At 49.1% G+C, this 20,156-nt stretch carries 17 protein-coding genes; 2 read left to right on the top strand and 15 right to left on the bottom strand.

What is annotated here, in order from left to right; all coding sequences use genetic code 11:
- Nucleotides 1-59 precede the first annotated feature (59 nt).
- From MHH48_RS08675 to MHH48_RS08640, 8 genes are all read right to left on the bottom strand, one after another.
- Complete coding sequence (locus MHH48_RS08675; protein WP_076320449.1) at nt 60-815, bottom strand: tRNA threonylcarbamoyladenosine dehydratase; 756 nt, start codon at nt 813-815, stop codon at nt 60-62.
- A gap of 35 nt (nt 816-850) precedes the next feature.
- Nucleotides 851-2,626, bottom strand: a complete 1,776-nt coding sequence (gene aspS / locus MHH48_RS08670; RefSeq protein WP_076320448.1) for an aspartate--tRNA ligase — start codon at nt 2,624-2,626, stop codon at nt 851-853.
- 46 nt (nt 2,627-2,672) lie between these two features.
- Complete coding sequence (hisS, locus tag MHH48_RS08665; protein WP_076320447.1) at nt 2,673-3,926, bottom strand: histidine--tRNA ligase; 1,254 nt, start codon at nt 3,924-3,926, stop codon at nt 2,673-2,675.
- Nucleotides 3,927-4,646: 720 nt separating this feature from the next.
- On the bottom strand, nt 4,647-5,102 hold the full coding sequence (locus MHH48_RS08660) for a hypothetical protein (RefSeq protein WP_076320446.1): 456 nt from the start codon (nt 5,100-5,102) through the stop codon (nt 4,647-4,649).
- 83 nt (nt 5,103-5,185) lie between these two features.
- Nucleotides 5,186-5,692 (bottom strand): type 1 glutamine amidotransferase domain-containing protein, encoded by a 507-nt coding sequence (locus MHH48_RS08655; protein WP_076320445.1) that lies wholly within the window; start codon nt 5,690-5,692, stop codon nt 5,186-5,188.
- 229 nt (nt 5,693-5,921) lie between these two features.
- Nucleotides 5,922-6,089, bottom strand: coding sequence for a hypothetical protein (locus tag MHH48_RS08650; RefSeq protein WP_179090560.1), 168 nt, complete (start codon nt 6,087-6,089; stop codon nt 5,922-5,924).
- A gap of 103 nt (nt 6,090-6,192) precedes the next feature.
- A complete protein-coding gene (dtd, locus tag MHH48_RS08645; protein WP_076320444.1) occupies nt 6,193-6,636 on the bottom strand; it encodes a D-aminoacyl-tRNA deacylase in 444 nt (147 codons plus the stop codon).
- Nucleotides 6,637-6,987: 351 nt separating this feature from the next.
- Nucleotides 6,988-9,165, bottom strand: a complete 2,178-nt coding sequence (locus tag MHH48_RS08640) for a bifunctional (p)ppGpp synthetase/guanosine-3',5'-bis(diphosphate) 3'-pyrophosphohydrolase (protein WP_076320443.1) — start codon at nt 9,163-9,165, stop codon at nt 6,988-6,990.
- Between the two features lie 301 nt (nt 9,166-9,466).
- On the opposite strand from MHH48_RS08640, the gene uraA reads away from it, so the two are divergent.
- On the top strand, nt 9,467-10,765 hold the full coding sequence (uraA, locus tag MHH48_RS08635) for a uracil permease (protein WP_076320442.1): 1,299 nt from the start codon (nt 9,467-9,469) through the stop codon (nt 10,763-10,765).
- A gap of 93 nt (nt 10,766-10,858) precedes the next feature.
- On the opposite strand, the gene MHH48_RS08630 is transcribed toward uraA, so the two are convergent.
- The 6 genes from MHH48_RS08630 to MHH48_RS08605 all read right to left on the bottom strand — a co-directional run bounded on the left by MHH48_RS08630 (nt 10,859) and on the right by MHH48_RS08605 (nt 17,513).
- Nucleotides 10,859-11,374: an adenine phosphoribosyltransferase gene (locus MHH48_RS08630; RefSeq protein ID WP_076320441.1), complete on the bottom strand. Its 516-nt coding sequence runs from the start codon at nt 11,372-11,374 to the stop codon at nt 10,859-10,861.
- Nucleotides 11,375-11,400: 26 nt separating this feature from the next.
- The gene (recJ, locus tag MHH48_RS08625; protein WP_076320440.1) at nt 11,401-13,800 is read right to left on the bottom strand and encodes a single-stranded-DNA-specific exonuclease RecJ; all 2,400 of its coding nucleotides are present in this window, start codon (nt 13,798-13,800) and stop codon (nt 11,401-11,403) included.
- Between the two features lie 61 nt (nt 13,801-13,861).
- On the bottom strand, nt 13,862-14,827 hold the full coding sequence (locus MHH48_RS08620; protein ID WP_076320439.1) for a cation diffusion facilitator family transporter: 966 nt from the start codon (nt 14,825-14,827) through the stop codon (nt 13,862-13,864).
- Between the two features lie 139 nt (nt 14,828-14,966).
- Nucleotides 14,967-15,884 (bottom strand): protein translocase subunit SecF, encoded by a 918-nt coding sequence (gene secF / locus MHH48_RS08615; RefSeq protein WP_076320438.1) that lies wholly within the window; start codon nt 15,882-15,884, stop codon nt 14,967-14,969.
- Complete coding sequence (gene secD, locus MHH48_RS08610; RefSeq protein WP_076320437.1) at nt 15,874-17,124, bottom strand: protein translocase subunit SecD; 1,251 nt, start codon at nt 17,122-17,124, stop codon at nt 15,874-15,876. Before secD ends, secF begins: the two co-directional genes overlap by 11 nt.
- Nucleotides 17,125-17,255: 131 nt before the next feature.
- Nucleotides 17,256-17,513, bottom strand: a complete 258-nt coding sequence (locus MHH48_RS08605; RefSeq protein WP_076320436.1) for a post-transcriptional regulator — start codon at nt 17,511-17,513, stop codon at nt 17,256-17,258.
- 188 nt (nt 17,514-17,701) lie between these two features.
- On the opposite strand from MHH48_RS08605, the gene spoVB reads away from it, so the two are divergent.
- Nucleotides 17,702-19,303: a stage V sporulation protein B gene (gene spoVB / locus MHH48_RS08600; RefSeq protein ID WP_076320435.1), complete on the top strand. Its 1,602-nt coding sequence runs from the start codon at nt 17,702-17,704 to the stop codon at nt 19,301-19,303.
- Here the strand turns inward: spoVB and MHH48_RS08595 are convergent.
- On the bottom strand, nt 19,300-20,082 hold the full coding sequence (locus MHH48_RS08595; protein WP_076320434.1) for a DUF421 domain-containing protein: 783 nt from the start codon (nt 20,080-20,082) through the stop codon (nt 19,300-19,302). The genes spoVB and MHH48_RS08595 overlap by 4 nt on opposite strands.
- Nucleotides 20,083-20,156: the final 74 nt, after the last annotated feature.

The raw sequence follows: 20,156 nt of genomic DNA, 5'->3' as shown, positions 1-20,156 counted from the left end.
GCGTTTCGTCCTGCCTTCCGCTTGTCTATCGTTTTCTCAATCCGAGTTTTACTGGATCATTATAACGAAACGCCACCCTTTTCGAGCAGTTCTTTCACCGTTACGCTGACCATAATCAGTCCGGCCACTGGCGGAACGAATGCATTGCTTGCCGGAGGCTGCTTCGCTTTCCGGATTTCAGGGGCATTCTCGGGTACGATCTTCTCCGTAACGTCCTGGCGGGGTTTCATCGGCTCCTCTAGTGAGAATACGACCTTGACCCCTTTCTTGATGCCGTCTTTGCGCAGCTTGGTGCGTACGATACGGGCAATCGGATCCATGGACGTTTTGGAGATGTCGGCTACCTGGAACTTCGTGGGGTCCATTTTGTTGGCTGCCCCCATGCTGGAGATGATAGGAATCCCGCGCCGCAGGCATTCCTTGATCAGATGTACTTTATAAATGATCGTATCCGACGCATCAATCACATAATCCAGATCGAATTTAAACAATTCTTCATACGTCTCTTCGGTGTAGAACATGTTCAGGGCGATCGCTTCACATTCCGGATTGATCAGTTTGACACGTTCAACCATCAGGTCTGCTTTCTTCTGACCTACCGTGGTCGTTAAGGCATGGATCTGCCGATTGATGTTGGTGATATCCACAACGTCTTTGTCGATCAGAATGATACGGCCTACCCCGGAACGGGCGAGGGCTTCCACCGCAATGCCTCCCACGCCGCCGATACCCAGCACGGCTACCGTGCTGTTCTTCATCACTTCAAGGCCCTCAGGACCAATGGCCAATTCCGTACGGGAAAATTGGTGCAGCATAATTCAAGCAACCTCCTTTATCAAGAACAACGGACTTATTTCTCGTCGCCCGGTTTCTTGGCGAGTTTGATATGCAGCTGCTCCAGCTGTCCTCCGTCCACCTGGGAAGGAGCGTCCATCAACAGATCTGTTGCGCTTGCCGTTTTCGGGAACGCAATCGTTTCACGCAGGTTCGTGCGTCCGGCAAGCAGCATCACCAAACGGTCCAACCCAAAGGCGATTCCGCCATGTGGAGGAGTGCCGTACTCAAACGCGTCCATAAGATAACCGAATTTGTCATGCGCCACTTCCGGCGACATACCAAGAGCCGCAAACATTTTCTCTTGGATCTCGCGTTTGAAAATCCGCATGGAACCGCCGCCTACTTCGTATCCATTCAGAACGATGTCGTAAGCTTCCGCACGCACGGCAAGCGGATCCGTATCCATCAATTCCAGATCTTCGTCTTTTGGACGGGTGAACGGATGATGCTCGGCCACATAGCGCTTCGCCTCTTCATCATAGCTGAACAGCGGGAAGTCCAGCACCCAAGCAAACTTGTACTCGTTGTCGTTGATCAGGCCAAGCTGGCGTCCGATTTTCAAGCGGAGTGCGCCCAGGACATCGGCAACCACTTTTTTATTGTCTGCGGAGAACAGCAGCAAGTCGCCATCTTCGGCTCCCGTACGTTCTCTTACCGCTTCAATTTCCTGCTCGCTGAAGAATTTCACGATAGGTCCTTTGAACTCGCCTTCTTTCACTTGAATCCAAGCAAGCCCCTTCGCTCCGTAACGGGCTGCATATGGCCCCAGATCGTCAATTTCCTTACGTGTCCAAGTCCCGCAACCTTTAGCGTTCAAACACTTCACTTCGCCGCCTTTTTCAATAACGGAAGAGAATACTTTGACCCCGCTGTTAGCAACGATATCGTTCATTTCGATCAATTCCAAACCGAAGCGAAGATCCGGTTTATCGGAGCCGTATTTGCCCATCGCATCGGCATAACTGATACGCTGGAATGGCGTTGCAAGTTCAACGCCGATGGTTTCCTTGAACAACTTCACCATTAGCTGCTCCATCATGTTCAGCAGGTCGTCGCGTTCCATGAAGGACGTCTCGATGTCGACCTGGGTAAACTCAGGCTGACGGTCAGCCCGCAAGTCTTCGTCACGGAAACAGCGTGCAATTTGGTAGTAGCGTTCAAGCCCGCTCACCATGAGGAGCTGCTTGTAAATTTGCGGAGATTGTGGAAGTGCAAAGAATTCACCTGCGTGCACACGGCTCGGTACGAGATAGTCACGGGCGCCTTCCGGCGAGCTCTTGGTCAGAATCGGCGTTTCCACATCCACAAAGCCCTCGTCGTCGAGGAAGTCGCGGAATACTTTAGACGCTTTGGAGCGCAGCATCAGCGTTTTTTGCATCTCTGGACGACGCAGGTCCAGATATCGATATTTCAAGCGAAGCTGCTCATCCACTTCCACGCCGTCTTCGATAAAGAACGGAGGTGTTTTGGCTGCATTCAGCACTTCAATGCTTGTCACTTGGACTTCGATTTCTCCAGTAGGCAGGTTCGCGTTGAACGTTTCAGGATCACGCTTTACGACTTTACCGGATACGGCCACGACGAATTCGCTGCGGACCTTATCGGCAACAGCCAAAGCTTCGCCGGAGAAATCCGGGTTAAATACGATTTGCATGATGCCGCTGCGATCGCGAAGATCGATGAACAGCACGCCGCCCAAGTCGCGGCGGGTCTGTACCCAGCCGTTCAGTGTTACAGTTTCTCCAATGTTCGCGGTTGTCAGGTGACCGCATTGATGCGTCCTTTTCATCGTTTATCATTCCCCTTTAATATTATTAAGTCGCTTCATGCGACGATTAAACCAATTCTTGTACCAGACGATCCAATTTAACTGTACGCTGTTCGCCGGTTTCCATCGACTTCAGGGCAATTTCTCCGCGCGCCAGTTCGTCTTCACCCAAAATGGCGGTATAACGAGCTTGCAGACGGTCGGCGGATTTCATCTGGGCTTTCATTTTCCGGCCGAGGTAATCACGTTCGGCTGCTACGCCATTGCTCCGCAGTTCGTAGATCAATTTTGCCACTTCCTGCTCGGCGGCTTCACCCAGCGCCACCAGATAGACATCCAGCGGCTTGGCGGCTGACAGATTAACACCTTGATGCTCCAGGATCAATAGGATTCGCTCAAGACCAATCCCGAACCCGATGCCCGGCTGATCCGGTCCGCCGATCTGATCGACCAGTCCGTTGAACCGTCCTCCGCCGCCTACGGTATCAATTGCGCCGATGCCCTGGGCCTTGAATTCAAATGCGGTATGCGTATAATAGTCCAATCCCCGAACAAGTCTTGGATTGATCTCATACTCGATGCCCATGGCGTCCAGGTACCCTTTTACTTTCTCAAAATGCGTGCTGCATTCCTCATCCAGGCTGTCCAGAATCGAAGGTGCATCACCGAACTTCCCTTGGTCCTTCTTGCAATCCAGCACGCGCAGCGGGTTGCGTTCCATGCGTGACTGGCAATCCGAGCATAGGCTCTCTTTCATCGGTTCCAGGAAAGCAAGTAATGTACTTCGGTAAGCCGCCCGTACCTCTGGCGTCCCTACGGAGTTAATCTCCGCTTTTACGCCGTTCAGCCCAAGCTCCTTGTAGAAGCTGTAACCCAGCGCAATCACCTCAGCATCAATAGCCGGATCTGCAGTCCCGAACACCTCTACGCCGAACTGGTGGAACTGGCGGTAGCGTCCCGCCTGTGGACGCTCGTAGCGGAACATGGGGCCCATGTAGTACAGCTTCGTGACGTCAGGCTCTCCATACAGCTTGTTTTGCACGTAAGCCCGGACGACGCCTGCCGTTCCTTCTGGACGGAGGGTCATGCTGCGATCGCCTTTATCCCTGAACGTATACATTTCCTTTTCTACGATGTCGGTGGTTTCGCCCACCCCGCGTTTGAACAACTCGGTCTGTTCAAAGATCGGTGTGCGAATTTCGCGGTAGTTGTATCTCCGGCACAAATCCCGTGCCTTCTCCTCGATAAACTGCCATTTCTCGACGGCACCTGGCAGGATGTCCTGCGTGCCTGTCGGTTTCTCGAATTTCTCGTTTGCCATCTTCATCCCTCTTCCTAAGGAGTCATTTCGCAAAAAGTCGTGAAAACTAAAAAATCTCCCGCCCCGCTGTCTTAAGACAACAGGGACGAGAGATGTTCATATAATCACCCGTGGTACCACCCACATTCCGGCGTCGACACACCATAAATCAGTGCATTCAATCATCCGCTTCATCCGTTTAACGCCCGGTCGCGCAGTTCGGCTACTGTCTATCCCACCGGTCAACCGGTGCTTGCTTCGCCGTCTGTTCTCGGGGAGGTCATTCGTCCACTCATCAAGCGAATCCTTACAGCCAAGGGATTCTTCTCTGGTCTTGTGGGGATGGAGTACTTGTTCCCGTCATGAAATCCATTATTCATAAATATAGTATACCCAAAACATTATATTTTTAGATTCTAATGAACTACCACACTAAAGTCAAGAAACTTTGTAGAAATTGCCCGAAAAAAGAAAAAAACCTACAAACCACGTTGTAGGTCCAAAACATATATTATATAAAAAAGGGGGTCATGCTGTTATTATAAACAGGGAATATTAAAGGAACATTGAACAAACATTACAGTTATGTTACAAGCAAGAAAGCGCTTTTAATAAATGAACCGCAAAAGGCTGCTCCATCTGCGGAACAGCCCTTTTTGTGCACTAATGAATATGCCCTATACGAATGATAATCTCCAACTTCTTAGGGAATCCAAACGCCTGTCAGGCATTTTCCGTCAATTAATCAAATCGCTCCACATAAGCGTTATTCGCCCGCAAATCATGTACGATCTGATCGTAATCCTCGTCCCTTACCTTAACGGACAGCGTATATCTCAGATCATCATAGTCCCGGTCCGTCACGTCCGCTTCGCGCCATGCATCGCCCAGCGTGTCATCGCCGTGCGGCCGATCTTGCGCTATATCGCGGCTGTCATCGGCATCCCGTGAGCCCACGATGACCCCCGGAGCCCCGACGACTCCGCCTGGAGCTCCCATCGTTGTAGCCCCTGCAGTTGCTCCACCCGTGCCGGAATTACCCCATGGCACCAGCGGCACGAGGATATTGCCTCCACCTCGAACCGGATCCTGAAGCTGTCCCACCTCCAACTGCTCTGTGTTGTACGTTAACAGCCTCGTCCTTGCGCCTTCAGCGTCGTCTTCTGTTCTGAAATAAGCTTGAATTTGTCTAGACATGTCCATTCCTCCTTTTTTCAACCCACTTGTTTGAAAAACCGGTATAACATGGACAAACCATACAGCATGCTGCTTGTCTCTTCTTACAATGCCTTTAACAGCTCACGCACGAAGGCTGGCTCGTCTTTCGGCGTCCGGGAAGTAATGAAATTGCGATCCACGAAGACTTCCTCATCCTTAAAGTTTGCGCCTGCGTTTACCATGCCATCCTGAAGCGGAGGATAGGAAGTGATCGTACGTCCCTTCAGCAGGTCGGCACTTGCCAGAATTTGCGGCCCGTGGCATATTGAGGCAATCGGTTTGCCTGCCTTGTCCGCTGATGCAACAAACTGCAATATATGGGAATCCAGACGCAAATTTTCCGGAGAAGAGCCGCCTGGAATAACCACCGCATCATAATCGTTTATATTGACGTCGGCAATGGCTTTATCCGTAGTATACGATGCCTTGCCCTGTTTACCCTTTACCTCTTGTCCTTGTTTCAATCCAATAATATCAGCTTGATGCCCCGCTTCCTTCACGGCATCATAAGGAGTTTTCATCTCGGAATCTTCGAATTGGTCAGCTAGTAGAAATGCAACTTTACTCATCTGGCATATCTCCTTTCATGATTGTCCTCGATTTGTTATTACCCTGGAATGCCTTTTTTATAACAGCGGAATGAACGGAAGCCCCATGATCTACACCATTCAGTTACAAAGTCATAACAGAGAATCTTAGGACTCCCAACTTATGAGTGAATTAAAAAAGAGCCTGAAATGTTCTCAGGCTCTGCTATGTAGTCACCAGAAGTGACTCAATACGCTATCCTATTTAGTTCTACGATCTCGGCAGCTGCTTCCGGATATGTCCTTTTACGCTGATGAGTCGTACAGGATCTTCAGAAGCTGTAACCATGCGTTCTGTGCTCGCTGCTTCCCTAATGTCTCCGGACCCGACCATCGTAGGCAAACTGCTCCATATCGAAAATTTGGGAGGTTGGCGCATAGCGAACACGGCTCCTTTTTTGTGTGAATACTAACAAGCCTTTGTCCACTCAGGATGCCCCATCTCTCCAATATGATGCATGCTGCCCGTCTTTTTTAACCGTTTATGATCTGCTGTCAATGATCAGGGTTACCGGTCCCCAATTGGTTAGCGACACGTCCATCATAGCTCCGAATACCCCGGTCTCAACCTGCAACCCCTTCGCTAAGAGCTCGCGGTTAAACGATTCGTAGAGTGCATTCGCTTCATCCGGTTTGGCGGCGGCCATAAAGTTCGGACGTTTTCCCTTGCGGGTGTCGCCATAAAGCGTAAACTGGGAAACCGATAGAATGGCTCCGCCCACGTCCTGGACGCTAAAATTCATTTTTCCATCCTCATCCTCAAAAATTCGCAGCCCCGCAACCTTCTCGGCAAGGTATTTGGCATCCTTCTCTTCATCCTCGTGCGTCACCCCTACCAGCACCATCAATCCCGCTTCAATCTTGCCTACGATTTCATTGTCAACCGTAACTTGCGCATGCTTACATCTTTGAATAACCACTCTCATAGGTTTAGCTCCTTCTTTTCCATAAGAAAAATGTCTATCGATGTACTCTCTAAGAAGACAGACCGCGTTTATCGGTAGTTTTTCTTGCGATATCAGGCAACAGATCCTCCGAAGTTTATACTCTGATATCTTAAGAAAAATGTCTATCGATGTACTCTCTAAGAAGACAGACCGCGTTTATCGGTAGTTTTTCTTGCGATATCAGGCAGCAGATCCTCCGAAGTCTATACTCTGATATCTTAAAATAAAACGGCCTGTCTCCCGCAGGATAACAGACCGCATTCGTATAATCATCCGAGACTGTCCATGTCCATGAAGCCCAAGAGTCCGTTAACCACGGGAGCCGTGCCATCACTGCATGATTCGATGAACGGTATATACATCCTTCACCCGCTTGATTCGTTCCACAACGGAATGGAGGTGATCCGTATTGCGGATCAAAATCGTCATGTGAATCATCGCCATTTTGTTCTTGTCAGATCGGCCGGTCACTGCGGAAATATTCGTCTTGCTCTCTGATACCGCCTGAAGAACTTCGTTTAACAGCCCGTTACGATCATGGCCTGTCACTTCGATATCGACGCTGTAATTGGCCTCAACGGCCGTTTCCCATTCCACCTCGATTACGCGTGCGGCCTCCTCGCCTTCATCCATGGTCGACAGATTGGCACAATCCGAACGGTGGACCGATACGCCGCGACCGCGGGTAACGTAACCGACAATATCGTCGCCGGGCACGGGATTGCAGCATCTCGCGAAACGCACAAGCAGGTTATCGATCCCCTTAACGCGTACGCCGTTCGTCGGACGGCTTCGTTTCTCCGCCGGCTTGATTTCCTTCATCTCGGAGGTCAATTCAAGCTGATTCGCTTCTTCCTGCTCCTTACGGAGCTTCTCGGTCACTTTGGTACAGATCTGGGCGGCAGTGATCCCGCCAAAGCCAACCGCGGATAACATATCCTCGATATCATTAAAGGCGAATTTCTTGGCTGCCTCCATTAATTTATCATCGGTCGTCCACTCGGACACCTCAAGACCGAGGCGCTTGATCTCGCGCTCCAGCATATCGCGCCCCTTCTCCACATTCTCTTCCCGTTTCTCTTTCTTGAACCACTGCTTGATCTTACTCCGGGCATGGGAGGATTGGGCAATCTTCAACCAGTCCTGGCTAGGACCGTACGAATGTTTCGATGTTAAAATTTCCACGATATCACCGGTCTTGAGCTGATGATCCAGCGGAACAATTCTGCCGTTGACCTTGGCACCAATGGTCCGGTTTCCTACTTCCGTATGAATTCGGTAGGCAAAATCGAGAGGGACGGAGCCTGAAGGAAGTTCGATTACTTCGCCTTTTGGCGTAAACACAAATACCAAATCGGAAAAAAAGTCCATCTTCAGAGATTCCACAAACTCCGAGGCATCCTTCGTCTCATGCTGCAGCTCCAATATTTCACGGAAGAACGTCATCTTGTTATCAAAGCTGCCTCCGTTGCCTGCGGAACCTTCTTTATAGGACCAGTGAGCCGCGATACCGTACTCCGCCGTACGATGCATCTCCCAAGTCCGGATCTGAACCTCTGTCGGTTCCCCATTCGGTCCGACCACCGTCGTATGAAGGGATTGATACATGTTCGTTTTGGGCATGGCGATATAATCTTTAAAACGGCCAGGCATCGGCTTCCACAAGGTGTGTATGATGCCAAGCGTAGCATAACAATCTTTAATATTGTCCACAATAATGCGAATTGCAAGAAGATCATAAATTTCGTTGAATTGTTTGTTCTTCACCGTCATTTTCTTAAACACACTGTAGATATGCTTCGGCCTGCCGGATAAGTCGGCTTGTATACTCATCTCGTCAAGCTTCTCACGGATACAGACTATGACATTATCGATATACTGCTCTCGTTCAGCCCGCTTCTTGTGCATCAAATTCGCAATGCGGTAATACTGCTGCGGGTTCAAGTAACGAAGAGCGATATCCTCCATCTCCCACTTGATCGCGGAAATACCTAGACGATGGGCGATCGGGCAAAAGATCTCTAGCGTTTCATAGGAAATACGGCGCTGGCTTTCCTCGGACTGATACTTGAGCGTGCGCATATTATGAAGCCGGTCCGCCAGCTTAATAACGATCACCCGGATGTCCCGGGCCATTGCGATAAACATTTTACGATAATTTTCGTTCTGCTGTTCTTCTTTGGATCGGAATTGAATACGTTCCAGTTTCGTTAATCCATCCACCAGCAGTGCGCAGGTATCTCCGAAGCGCTCGCGGATCTGCTCGAGCGATACGGTTGTATCCTCAACGACATCATGAAGCAACGCAGCAATAATAGACAACGTGTCCATCTGCATATTCACCACGATGTCTGCAACCGCAAGCGGATGAAGAATATAAGGTTCTCCCGATTTCCGCACTTGTCCGTGGTGGGCTTGCTCCGCAAATTCATAAGCTTCCTGGATGCGGAGAAGATCGGGTTCTTTTATATAGGCGCTGGCCTTTTCGAGTAATCGCTCTATGCCCATTTTGGAGTCCTTCTCTTCCCTTTCTATATAAAATGGAACCCGCCCTTGTCAAAACGTGCAGGTTCCCTCGTGATTGTTTTCCTATCATTATGACGCTTGTGACGTTATACGTCAACATGTCGAGCGTTCAAACACTTATAGTATGCCCGTTTCCGGCTCGGAGACATCAAAACTTGACACCAATTGGATATTTTGACGAACTGTAAAAATTATTGTTGAAAAAACGAACGATTGTATTTAATCTATTAAAGATCGTACGCGAACGGTCCTATATTTAAAGTCCTAAGAGGAGTGAAATGGTTTGCAACGAGAAATTCAAGTTGATGAGAAACTTCCGTTTGGTCCAGGTTTCCTTCTGAGCCTGCAGCATTTGTTTGCCATGTTCGGAAGTACGGTGCTTGTACCGAACCTATTCGGTGTGGATCCCGGCATGATCCTGCTGATGAACGGTATTGGTACACTGCTATACATTTTCTTTTGTAAAGGAAAGATCCCGGCTTACCTGGGTTCCAGCTTTGCGTTTATCTCTCCGGTTCTGATCGTGCTCGCCAAAGATCCGGATGCCAACTATGGCAAAGCCTTAGGAGCCTTTATCGTTACAGGAGTTATCTTCTGCGTGGTAGCTCTCATCGTTAAATATGCGGGTACCAAATGGATCGACTTTGTATTCCCTCCAGCGGTCATGGGTGCCATCATTGCAATGATCGGGCTTGAGCTTGTACCGGTTGCAGCAGGTATGGCTGGTTTTTTACCAGAAGAGGGACAGTCCATTGATCCGAAAATCATTACGATTTCGCTCGTGACTCTTGGTGTCACCGTATTCGGGGCCATCCTGTTCCGCGGCTTCTCCAAAATCATTCACATTCTGATCGGGATTGTTGTCGGTTATGCTCTGTCCTTCGCTCTAGGCGTGGTAGACACAGAGAAAATCGCGAACGCGAGGTTCCTGTCGGCTCCGGAGCTGACAACCCCGGTATTCGATAACGGGGCGATCTGGACCATCATTCCGGTTGCCCTCGTTGTTATCGTGGAGCACATCGGGCATTTGCTGGTAACAAGTAATATCGTGGGCAGAGACCTTTCCAAAGACCCTGGCCTGCATCGCTCTCTTCTGGCTAACGGTATATCCACCATTCTGTCAGGATTTGTTGGCTCCACACCAAATACCACCTACGGTGAAAATATTGGTGTCATGGCACTCACAAAGGTATACTCGATATTCGTAATTGCCGGAGCAGCCGTTATTGCGATTGTGCTTTCCTTCTCCGGCACGTTCTCCGCTGTTGTAGCCAACATTCCTACCCCTGTAATGGGCGGCGTATCACTGTTGCTGTTCGGGGTTATCGCAGCTTCCGGACTTCGGATCTTTGTTGAGCAAAAGGTCGATTTCTCCAAGGCAAGCAACATGATCCTGGCTACGTTGGTCCTGGTAACAGGGATTAGCGGCGTAACCTTGAAGTTTGGTACCGTCGAGTTGAAGGGTATGGCCCTGGCTACCATTGTAGGTGTCCTCATGGCTCTCCTCTTCAAAGTCTTCGAGATTACCGGCCTCTCCAATGAAAAAAATGATGAGCCGCTCGTAGAGAAAACGCCGGATTGAAACTAACACCCCTATCCCCAATCGAAAAACGCCCTGAGCTGGTTGCTCAGGGCGTCCATTATTTCCCGGGAAAATCAGGAAGATTGTTGTCGATTACTCGTATTGCATCAATGTAAATACTTCGATTCCATCCAGCTTCGAACGGCCATTGAGATCCGCCAGCTCGATCATGAATGCAGCTCCAACGACGTTTCCGCCCAATTGACGGATGAGGTTAACCGAAGTCGCAATCGTACCGCCTGTTGCAAGAAGATCATCCGCAATCAATACATTTTGACCCTTCTCGATCGCATCGGTATGCATCGCCAAGCGATCTTTTCCATATTCGAGGTCGTATCCCACTTCAATCGTTTCATAGGGAAGCTTTCCGCTTTTGCGAATGGGCGCGAATCCAACTCCAAGAGCATAAGCCAGCGGAGCACCCACGACAAATCCACGAGCTTCGGGACCAGCTATCACATCAATTTTAAGATCGGATACCAAGATCTTCAATTCTTCGATGGCTTTGCGATACACCTCACCATTCTTCAGCAGTGTAGTAATATCTTTGAAGCTGATCCCCGCCTGCGGAAAATCGGGAACAACACGAATATAATCTTTAAAATCCAAAATAATCTCCTCCTGTATAGTTGCGGTTAAGATACGCCTTTTGTGCGGGACATCATCCATTGGGTTAACTGTTCGGTACCGGCATGCAGCAAATGCTGCTCCATATCCGCCAAATCGCTTAGCTCACGGAAGTGACGGGAAGCGTCCAGCGGTTTTTTCTCCGGCTTCGGTATAAAGGCAATCTGTCCCTGGACACGCTGGATGAACGCCAGTTCCTCAAACACATCCAGTACTTTGAGCAGCATGCGTGTAGATAAGGAAGTCTGCTTCTGCAGACGTGCTACAACCTCATTCTCCGACATGGGAGAGGACGTCATCCCAGCAAGTGAAACGTACAGCTTTTTAAACTGTTCGCGGTCCGGAATTTGCAGACGTTCGTGCAGGTTCCGGGTCGGATGCAGCATGAATATATTGGGAACGGAATGGAAGGCTGACATAAATGCATCCAGTTGTTCAGCCGTTTCCGGTACATCCAGTACGAACAAAACGGAAATATCTTCTTGACTGTTTTCAGCAATATCATTATCCGGCATGATGCCAGCATTCCTATCATATACCCAAAGGCACATATCATACAATTGACTTTTTATTTCCGGATGTGAATCTTTTGCGTACACCACGGCCGACCGAACTGCAGAGCAACGCAGATGCGGCTCCAGCTCCGCTCTCCACCTCTGAATTTCCTGTAACGGCTCTTTGATCCCGCGGTAGTCAAACACCTGTTGATAAGGAGCGCAGATATCCTGAATCATGAGCTGTACTTTACGACTCCCGTTCCATTCATTCACGGAAAGCTCACCAAGCACATCCACAGCCGTGCCTACCGGCAATATATCGGCCAGATGCCCCCATCCGAATGAGATCGCATCCATAACCTCACGCTTCTGCTGCAAGCGAAGCTTCAGATGTTTTCCTTCTTTGCCGATTTTACGAACTTCCTTTATGACAACATCCCGGAAAACGATCTTCGGCACGGCATTCGCCATGCCAAACGGACTTAACTGTTCAATCTGTTCAATAACGGGCACCGATACCTCCGACAAGCTGGCCTCCAGGTCCGCTTCACAAATTGCGATCAGATGCTCTTCTTCGAGTGCTTCCTCAGCATATCGATGTAGTCCCTGTTCAAATTCCTCCAATCGATCCCGATGGAGGCTCATGCCCGCTGCAGACGGATGGCCGCCAAAATGGTCCATGACGTCCTTGCAGGAGTGCAGAGCCGCATAAATATCAAAACCCGGAATTGAACGGGCGGAGCCTTTACAGTTCCCCGTCTCGGGATCAATCCCGAGGATAACGACTGGCCTGTAGAATCGCTCCAATATTTTGGATGCCACGATACCAACCACGCCAACATTCCAGCCTTCACCCGCCAATACGATGACAGGAGGAACCTCCTGTCCTCTCCAGCGGTTTTGAACCATGCCAAGCGCTTCCTGGACGATGTTTTCGACCACTTGCTGCCGATCCTTGTTCAGCCCATCCAGTTCCCAGGCAAGCCGTTCCGCTTCATCACGGTGTTCTGTTGTAAGAAGCGTAACGGCACGGCCTGCATGATCCAGACGGCCACTGGCGTTAATCCGTGGTGCCATGGAGAATGCCACATTTACGGCAGTCACCTGCTCCACATGGATCCCCGATACCTCCAGCAAGCATCGAATGCCTTCATACCTCGTATTCCGCATTGATTCGATTCCGTGCTTCACAAGCACCCGATTCTCCCCCGTAAGCGGCATCAAGTCCGCAATGGTCCCGATGGAAACAATCTGAAGCCATTCCTCCGGTGGTTCTCCAACGAGAGCCTGTGCCAGCTTGTAAGCTACGCCTACGCCTGCCAACCCCTTAAAGGGATACGGGCATGTAGGGAGTTTCGGGTTGATCAGTGCATAAGCTTCTGGCAGTACTTCAGGCGGCTCATGATGGTCCGTGACAATTACGTCGATGCCAAGGCTATTGGCATATGCAATTTGCTCGACTGCACTAATTCCAGTATCTACGGTAATGACTAGACTGACCCCTTGCTGATGGGCCCAATCCAGCGCGTGATTATGTAAACCATAACCTTCATTGGATCGGTGTGGTATATAAATATCATAAGATGCACCCAAGTAGCGCATCAGATGAATCATCAATGACGTGCTGGAAACACCGTCTGCATCATAATCGCCATAGATCAGAATATGTTCCCGATCCTCCAAAGCTTTACGAATACGCGGGACGGCCTCTTGCATCCCCTGCATGAGATAAGGGTCATGCGTCAGCTCAAACGTTCCATATAGAAATCTCCGTCCATCCTCGGCTGATTGTATCCCTCGTGACGCCATGAGTGAAGCCACCATGGGTGGCAGCGACAAATCCTGGGCCAGCCTATCGGTGATCGATGACTCTGCCGAGCGTATTCTCCATTCATATTTGGAATACAGCACAGGGACTCACCTTCCTTTTCCTGCCTTTTTCCTGTTGACTTACACCTGTTAGCTCCAGACGCTACTGCGGCAGTGTCGGCATATCGTTGTCCATTAAGTCATAGTTCGATTTATATGGATAACCCGGTTCATAGGGTACCACGTGAACCTTGGCATCCGTAACCTGAATAAAGCGATGGGTTAACAGTTTCCGGATTCGCTCGGCAATCTCTTGAGCCTCCAATACGGACGTCCGCGGATTCACGGTAATTTTCACTTCAATGTTCACATGACGGATCTGCCCGTATTCCTGAACCTTCAGTTCCTCGATCGTGATCACGCCATGCACTCGCTGAATCGTATCCATGAAATCGGCTTCGTGCTCATGCCGCTTCTCTTCCACGAGCGTTCCATAAACGGAATGAACGATTAGTATATACCCTTTGCGGATCACGAGACAAGCCACAATCAGAGCCGCAACCGAATCCATATAGAGCAGGGGTGTCCATTCAAAATAAGAGCCCCCCATAGCTAGTGACACGCCGATTAATACCGTTAGCGAAGAGTACAAGGCAAATCGATGATCAGCGGACAGCACCTCATACCGGGGATCCTTGTTTCTTTTTATCTGCCGACATTGGTACTGAAACACCGCTTCATTCACCGCGAGTGATATGAAAACAGCAAGCAGTGCCGATTTGGTTGGCGGCTCCAGGTCGCCTGATGCCATGGTTTGAATCGCGGATACCGCAATTTGAATACCGCCCATGATCAATAAAACGGCAAATAGAATCGAAATCACGGGCTCCGTCGTGTCCGAAACCTTCCGTTTGTCCCGAATGGAGCTTTTATTGCCGAATATACCCAGGCTCGGTAAACGATCCACCATTAAAGTCACGGCATTTGCCGCAGAATGCAGAGCATCTCCGATTAGAGCCTTACTGCCGGAAAAATATCCGACGATCCCTTTACACAAGGCTAATGCAAAATCCGTTACAATGCCTGTCCAAAGGACAGTCTCCGTATGATTCAAACGTTCATTGCTCACTTGAGGCCCCCCTCAATGTCACTATCGATCCTATATTTATTATCGCTGTTAACTTTAGAAAGCCGCGTCGCCTGCGACGCGGCTTTCCACTTGTATAGGACCCTCTGCTATCTAGACTGCTACGCCAACAGCGGCTGAATTAGATTTCAATCTTATCCTTGCTTGGCTTAGGCGAATTTGGTTTATTGCTGACATTGCGCCCCTTAAGGACGAGCCACAACGGACTTGCGATAAAGATCGAAGAGTACGCGCCGAATGCCAAACCGATACAAATTGCCAGAGAGAACATCTGAATCGATTCACCGCCAAGCAGGAGCATGAAGAGTGCAGCGATGAAAACAGACAATGCTGTATAGATCGAACGTCCGATCGTCTGGGTCAAACTTTTGTTAACCAGATCTTTAAGATCCGAGAATCTTTTAATCTTGGCAAACCTCAGGTTCTCCCTGATCCGGTCGAAGATGACGATCGTATCGTTAATCGAATAACCGATAATCGTCAGAACGGCAATAATGAATGTCAGATCCACCTCGAGACCGAGGATGGAGAAAATACTAATAACAACAAATGCATCATGAAGTAACGCTATAATCGCTGCAATCGCAAACCGCCATTCAAAACGGATGCTGACATAGATGATAATCCCGATACAGGAAATCAATACCGCATAAATTGCGTTTCGGCCCAGCTCTTTTGCCATCTCTGGGTCAACCGTGTTGATCTCGAAGGTGGCCGTTTTATCCAGCTTCTCAATGCCGGAACGCATCTTCAGATCCTGGTCCTCGGTCAGCACCTCGCTGAATCGAATATTCACGCGGTCATTACCAGGAGTAATGCTCGCATCTTCACCGATGCCAGCCTCTTTTAATACGGTATTAATCTGCTCCGTAGTCAGCGGCTTGGAGAGAGAGATATCTACGTTCGAGCCAGATTGGAAATCAACTCCATAGTTAAGACCACGAGTCAAGAGAAATACCAAGCCCAGAATCGTAATTGCAATGGATAGAATATAGAAAAATCTGCTTTTGCCTACGAAATCAAAGTTCTTAAAGCTCACGAATGTCACGCTCCTTTACGCCATAATGGCTCGGTTTGCGGGCCCAACCAATATTCACAAGTAGATTGAGCAAGAAACGGGAGAAATAAACGTTCGTGGCAATACTCAAGATAATCTCCAGAATCAATACAAGCGCAAAACCTTTAACCGCGCCGGTACCAAATCCGAACATGACAGCGGCAACGAGTATCGTCGTCAAGTTGGAGTCCATGATGGCTCGCAGGGATGACTTACCGCCTGCTTTAACAGCTGATGGAACACTCTTGCCCGTTCTGATCTCTTCCCGAATGCGTTCATAGGTGATGATATTGGCATCAACCGCCATACCTATACCTAATATAAATGCTGCAATACCTGGAAGCGTCAGCGTAAAGTCAGCCCATACAAAAATAAGAATCAGAAGCCATGTATGCAAAATAAGTGCAAAGCTTGCCAGCAAACCCGGTACGCGATACCTGATAATCATGAACAGCAGAATCGCAACGGATGCGATAAGACCTGCTTCTACCGTTTTCGTAAGAGATTGCATACCGAGCGTAGCTCCTACGCTCTGAGAGTACTTCTCAACCAGCTTCAGCGGCAGGGCACCGAGATTAATCGTATCCCGGATCTGCTTCGCTTCATCCAGCGAATAGCTCCCCGTAATTTGTGCGGTACCATCCGTTAATGCGGCACGTACCGTCGGAGCTGATAGCAATTGATCGTCCATGAAGATAGCCAGCTCTTGACCGAGAAGACGTCCTGTAATTTCAGCAAACTTCCCTTTGTCCTTCACTTTAATATCTATCATAGGCTGATTAAGCTGGTCATAGGCAACCGATGCGCCGTTCTCGACGAAATCGTCGCCCCGGAGCTCAATCTTACAGAACTCCTCGCCTTCTTTACAGCCGTCATTGCTTCGGAATGTGAGGTTCGCAGGTTCTTTCATCGTTTTTCGAACTTCAGCCTCATCCGTTACGCCTGCCACCTTCAAGCGAATCCGGTTCGCCCCTTCCGGCGTAACCTCAGGCTCAGATGTCCCCATTGCATCCGCACGCTTTTGCAAGCTCTTTGCGGTTTCCTGCAGTGCTTCTTTTGTGACTTGCTGCCCTTCCATCAAAGGCTCTGCTTCATAAAGGATTTCGAATCCACCCTTAAGATCCAGACCTAGACGGACGTCTTTCAGCAAGCCTGGAGTTGTAACGGCCATTAAAACAGTGATCACGAGTACGGTTCCGACGAAACTGATTATTCTCTTCATGCCGTCCTTTGTTCCCCCTTTTTACTCAATATTCCTATTATAGCGATGTCATAAAACCCAGTCAATTTATCAAAATTTGTCGGGTTTATGAATGAACCCTTATATCCGCAAGGCAAAAGGGACCTCTTCGATTAATCGAAAGAAGATCCCTTATATGCTGATATTGTCATATAGTTCATTAAAGCTGTCGCCTTCAAGGACAGAATGTCATTGACCAGTTTGTGGAGGGAGGGGATGCCTTCCTTTTCATATTTACTGCTGACACAGTTCCAAATATCGTCGCTAGTCACATATTCGTACCCAATCAAATGCATTTCCTCAACCTTGCTCAAGCATACCATCTCAATGGTGCTCATCAATTCTTCCTCGCTCATTTGCTCGAGTTCCATGCATATGGCCTCCTCACTGACTCCCTGTTGTCCCTAAGTTACATTCGACAGGATACATTGCTTTCCTTCTATTCCTACCATGTCCTGAAAAAAAAGTAAAGTCATCAGATGGGACAGGTAGGGCATATCCATAAGAATAGCCATGTCGTGTCACCGTATTCAGTCTTAACCAGGGAGTGGGATGGACAGTGAACAAGCAATCATTTATTAAAGGAACGCTGATTTTACTTGCAGCCGGCATATTAAACCGCCTACTCGGTTTTATCCCCCGGATCGCCCTCCCCCGGATCATTGGACCCGAGGGTGTCGGAATTTACCAACTGGGTTATCCCTTCTTTATCGTGCTCGTGACGATCATTACCGGTGGAATTCCGCTAGCCATTGCCAAAATGGTTGCCGAAGCGGAAGGTGCCGGAAAGCGTGATGCTTCCAAGCAAATCCTGCATGTCAGCCTGATGCTGACGCTTACAGCAGGCGCCTTCTTTACGGGACTTAGTCTGCTCCTTGCCCCTTGGGTAACCGGCGTGCTTTTGCCGGACGAGCGTGTATACCAAACCTTTATCAGCATGACACCCATGTTGATCATCATTGCCGTTTCGTCGGTCTACCGTGGATATTTCCAGGGCAAACAGAACATGATTCCCTCCGCAAGTTCCTCCGTGATCGAGACAATTGTCCGAATTATTTGCATGCTCTGGTTTGCGCATCTCTTGATGCCCAAAGGCATCGCTTATGGGGCTGCGGGTGCCATGCTCGGAACAGCCGTGGGGGAACTGATTGGGATGATAGCCCTGCTGCTGCAATATCCGGGGGAGGGACGACCTAGGAATAAACTTTTACCTAAACCGCAAAAAGTAATATCCGAAAAAACTGCAAAAGAAGACTCTCCCTCGAATAAAGGTATCCTGAAACGTTTATTTGGTATTGCATTGCCTGTGACGGGGGGCAAGATGGTAGGTTCATTCTCCTACCTCCTGGAGACAATCCTGACCAATCGCAGCCTGGCCATGGCAGGTATAGCGACATCCGTAGCAACCGCTCAGTATGGAGCACTGCAAGGGATGATCATCCCGCTCCTGTTGTTGCCCGGTGCTCTGACGGTTTCTCTGGCCATCTCTCTGGTGCCTTCACTCTCGGAGGCAGCCGCCCGCAATGACCGGACGACCATCCACAAACGAATGAACCAATCCCTTCGGCTAGCCCTTGTCTCCGGAGCTCCGTTTGCCATCATTATGTTTGTCCTGGCTGAGCCATTATGCTTGCTCCTATACGACAACGCGGAGATTAGCGATATGCTCAAAATCATGGCGCCGTTTGCCTTGTTCCTGTATGTGCAGTCCCCGCTTCAAGCTGCCTTGCAAGCTCTGGACCGTCCGGGCCGGGCATTACTCAACACGTTATTCGGGGCGATCATCAAAATGAGCCTCATCGTGTTTTTGGCATCCAATCCCGCCTTCGGCATAATAGGGGCCGTCATTGCCATTATCGTAAACAGTATTGCAGTTACATTACTCCACGGTTTCAGCCTATCGAAACTGATCGGCTTTCGATTCCGTCTGCTGGATTATGTTAAAATCGGGGCGGTTATGATCATTATGGGTGCCTGCGTTCTCTATGGGTACAAACATCTTCCGTTTTCGACCGCGCCATGGCTGCAATTTTGGGCTTCCATTACAGTTGGTATTCTGGTCTATTTCATCATGATTTTTATGACCAAGCTGGTAACACCGCGAGATTTGGATCGTGTGCCTGTCGTCGGCACCTGGTTCAACAAATTCAGCCGTCGTTAGATCCTGTCTTTACGGTCAATGTAAATCCGGCCTTTATGGTCAATAGAGCATAGAAAAATATCCTTAAAATCCTTAGCACCATAATTCTGTATCTCGTTCTTAAGCCAGAACCGCGTTTTATCGATTAATTCAAGGTTCTCGTCCTGCACCTTTCCATCCAATATAAGCGGGATGGGCAGGCCTTCATACGTAATTTTATCGTAAGGAATATCTACGACTGTAGGGTTTTCTTTTTCAGATTGGGATGAAGTAGATGAAAAATTGGTGGCCCCTGAAGTGTTGGATGAACTTGAAGAGTTATTCGAACTGCCGTTTGAGCTGTCCCCCGTATCCTTTGGAATCACGGTGAGCTGACCGGAAGTTTCAAGTATCGCAAATTCAACATCCGCCAGACTGTCAATATCTTTGCCCCTTAGCTGCTGCATCAGATCATCCAGATTATAGCGGAGCTTTGCCATCTCCTTACGGTGCAGCCTGCCCCGGGACACCAATACGCTTGGCTTTCCGTCAGCAAACAGCCGTATATTTCGATTTTTCAGTCCGATGTAAGCAAGACCTACCTGAATGGCAACCAAAACGGCGATAGGAGCAAGTCCCTCCCAAATCGGCTTTTGGACATCTTCCAGAACAAAAACGGCAATCTCTGCAATCATAACAGATATGACCAAATCGAAGATAGACAGTTTTCCGATTTCCCGTTTGCCCATGATTCTCATGGTGACAAAGATGACCACATACATCAGAATGGTCCGCAGAATCAGAATAGTCATATGAGACATAAACAATCCCTCCTAGCTTGTCGAACATTCTCATGTACAGCTATTCTGGCCTGCTATAGCTTTTCCCATTCGAT

The organism is Paenibacillus sp. FSL F4-0100, from assembly GCF_037993005.1.
GTDB lineage: Bacteria > Bacillota > Bacilli > Paenibacillales > Paenibacillaceae > Paenibacillus_AQ.
This window is presented reverse-complemented; position numbering and strand designations above follow the sequence as displayed.

What these genes read in the sequence shown, in the direction of transcription:
- MHH48_RS08675 (WP_076320449.1), bottom strand. Translation starts at nt 815, where the DNA reads ATGCTGCACCAATTTTCCCGTACGGAATTGGCCATTGGTCCTGAGGGC.
- aspS (WP_076320448.1), bottom strand. Translation starts at nt 2,626, where the DNA reads ATGAAAAGGACGCATCAATGCGGTCACCTGACAACCGCGAACATTGGA.
- hisS (WP_076320447.1), bottom strand. Translation starts at nt 3,926, where the DNA reads ATGGCAAACGAGAAATTCGAGAAACCGACAGGCACGCAGGACATCCTG.
- MHH48_RS08660 (WP_076320446.1), bottom strand. Translation starts at nt 5,102, where the DNA reads ATGTCTAGACAAATTCAAGCTTATTTCAGAACAGAAGACGACGCTGAA.
- MHH48_RS08655 (WP_076320445.1), bottom strand. Translation starts at nt 5,692, where the DNA reads ATGAGTAAAGTTGCATTTCTACTAGCTGACCAATTCGAAGATTCCGAG.
- MHH48_RS08650 (WP_179090560.1), bottom strand. Translation starts at nt 6,089, where the DNA reads ATGCGCCAACCTCCCAAATTTTCGATATGGAGCAGTTTGCCTACGATG.
- dtd (WP_076320444.1), bottom strand. Translation starts at nt 6,636, where the DNA reads ATGAGAGTGGTTATTCAAAGATGTAAGCATGCGCAAGTTACGGTTGAC.
- MHH48_RS08640 (WP_076320443.1), bottom strand. Translation starts at nt 9,165, where the DNA reads ATGGGCATAGAGCGATTACTCGAAAAGGCCAGCGCCTATATAAAAGAA.
- secD (WP_076320437.1), bottom strand. Translation starts at nt 17,124, where the DNA reads ATGAAGAGAATAATCAGTTTCGTCGGAACCGTACTCGTGATCACTGTT.
- MHH48_RS08605 (WP_076320436.1), bottom strand. Translation starts at nt 17,513, where the DNA reads ATGGAACTCGAGCAAATGAGCGAGGAAGAATTGATGAGCACCATTGAG.
- MHH48_RS08595 (WP_076320434.1), bottom strand. Translation starts at nt 20,082, where the DNA reads ATGTCTCATATGACTATTCTGATTCTGCGGACCATTCTGATGTATGTG.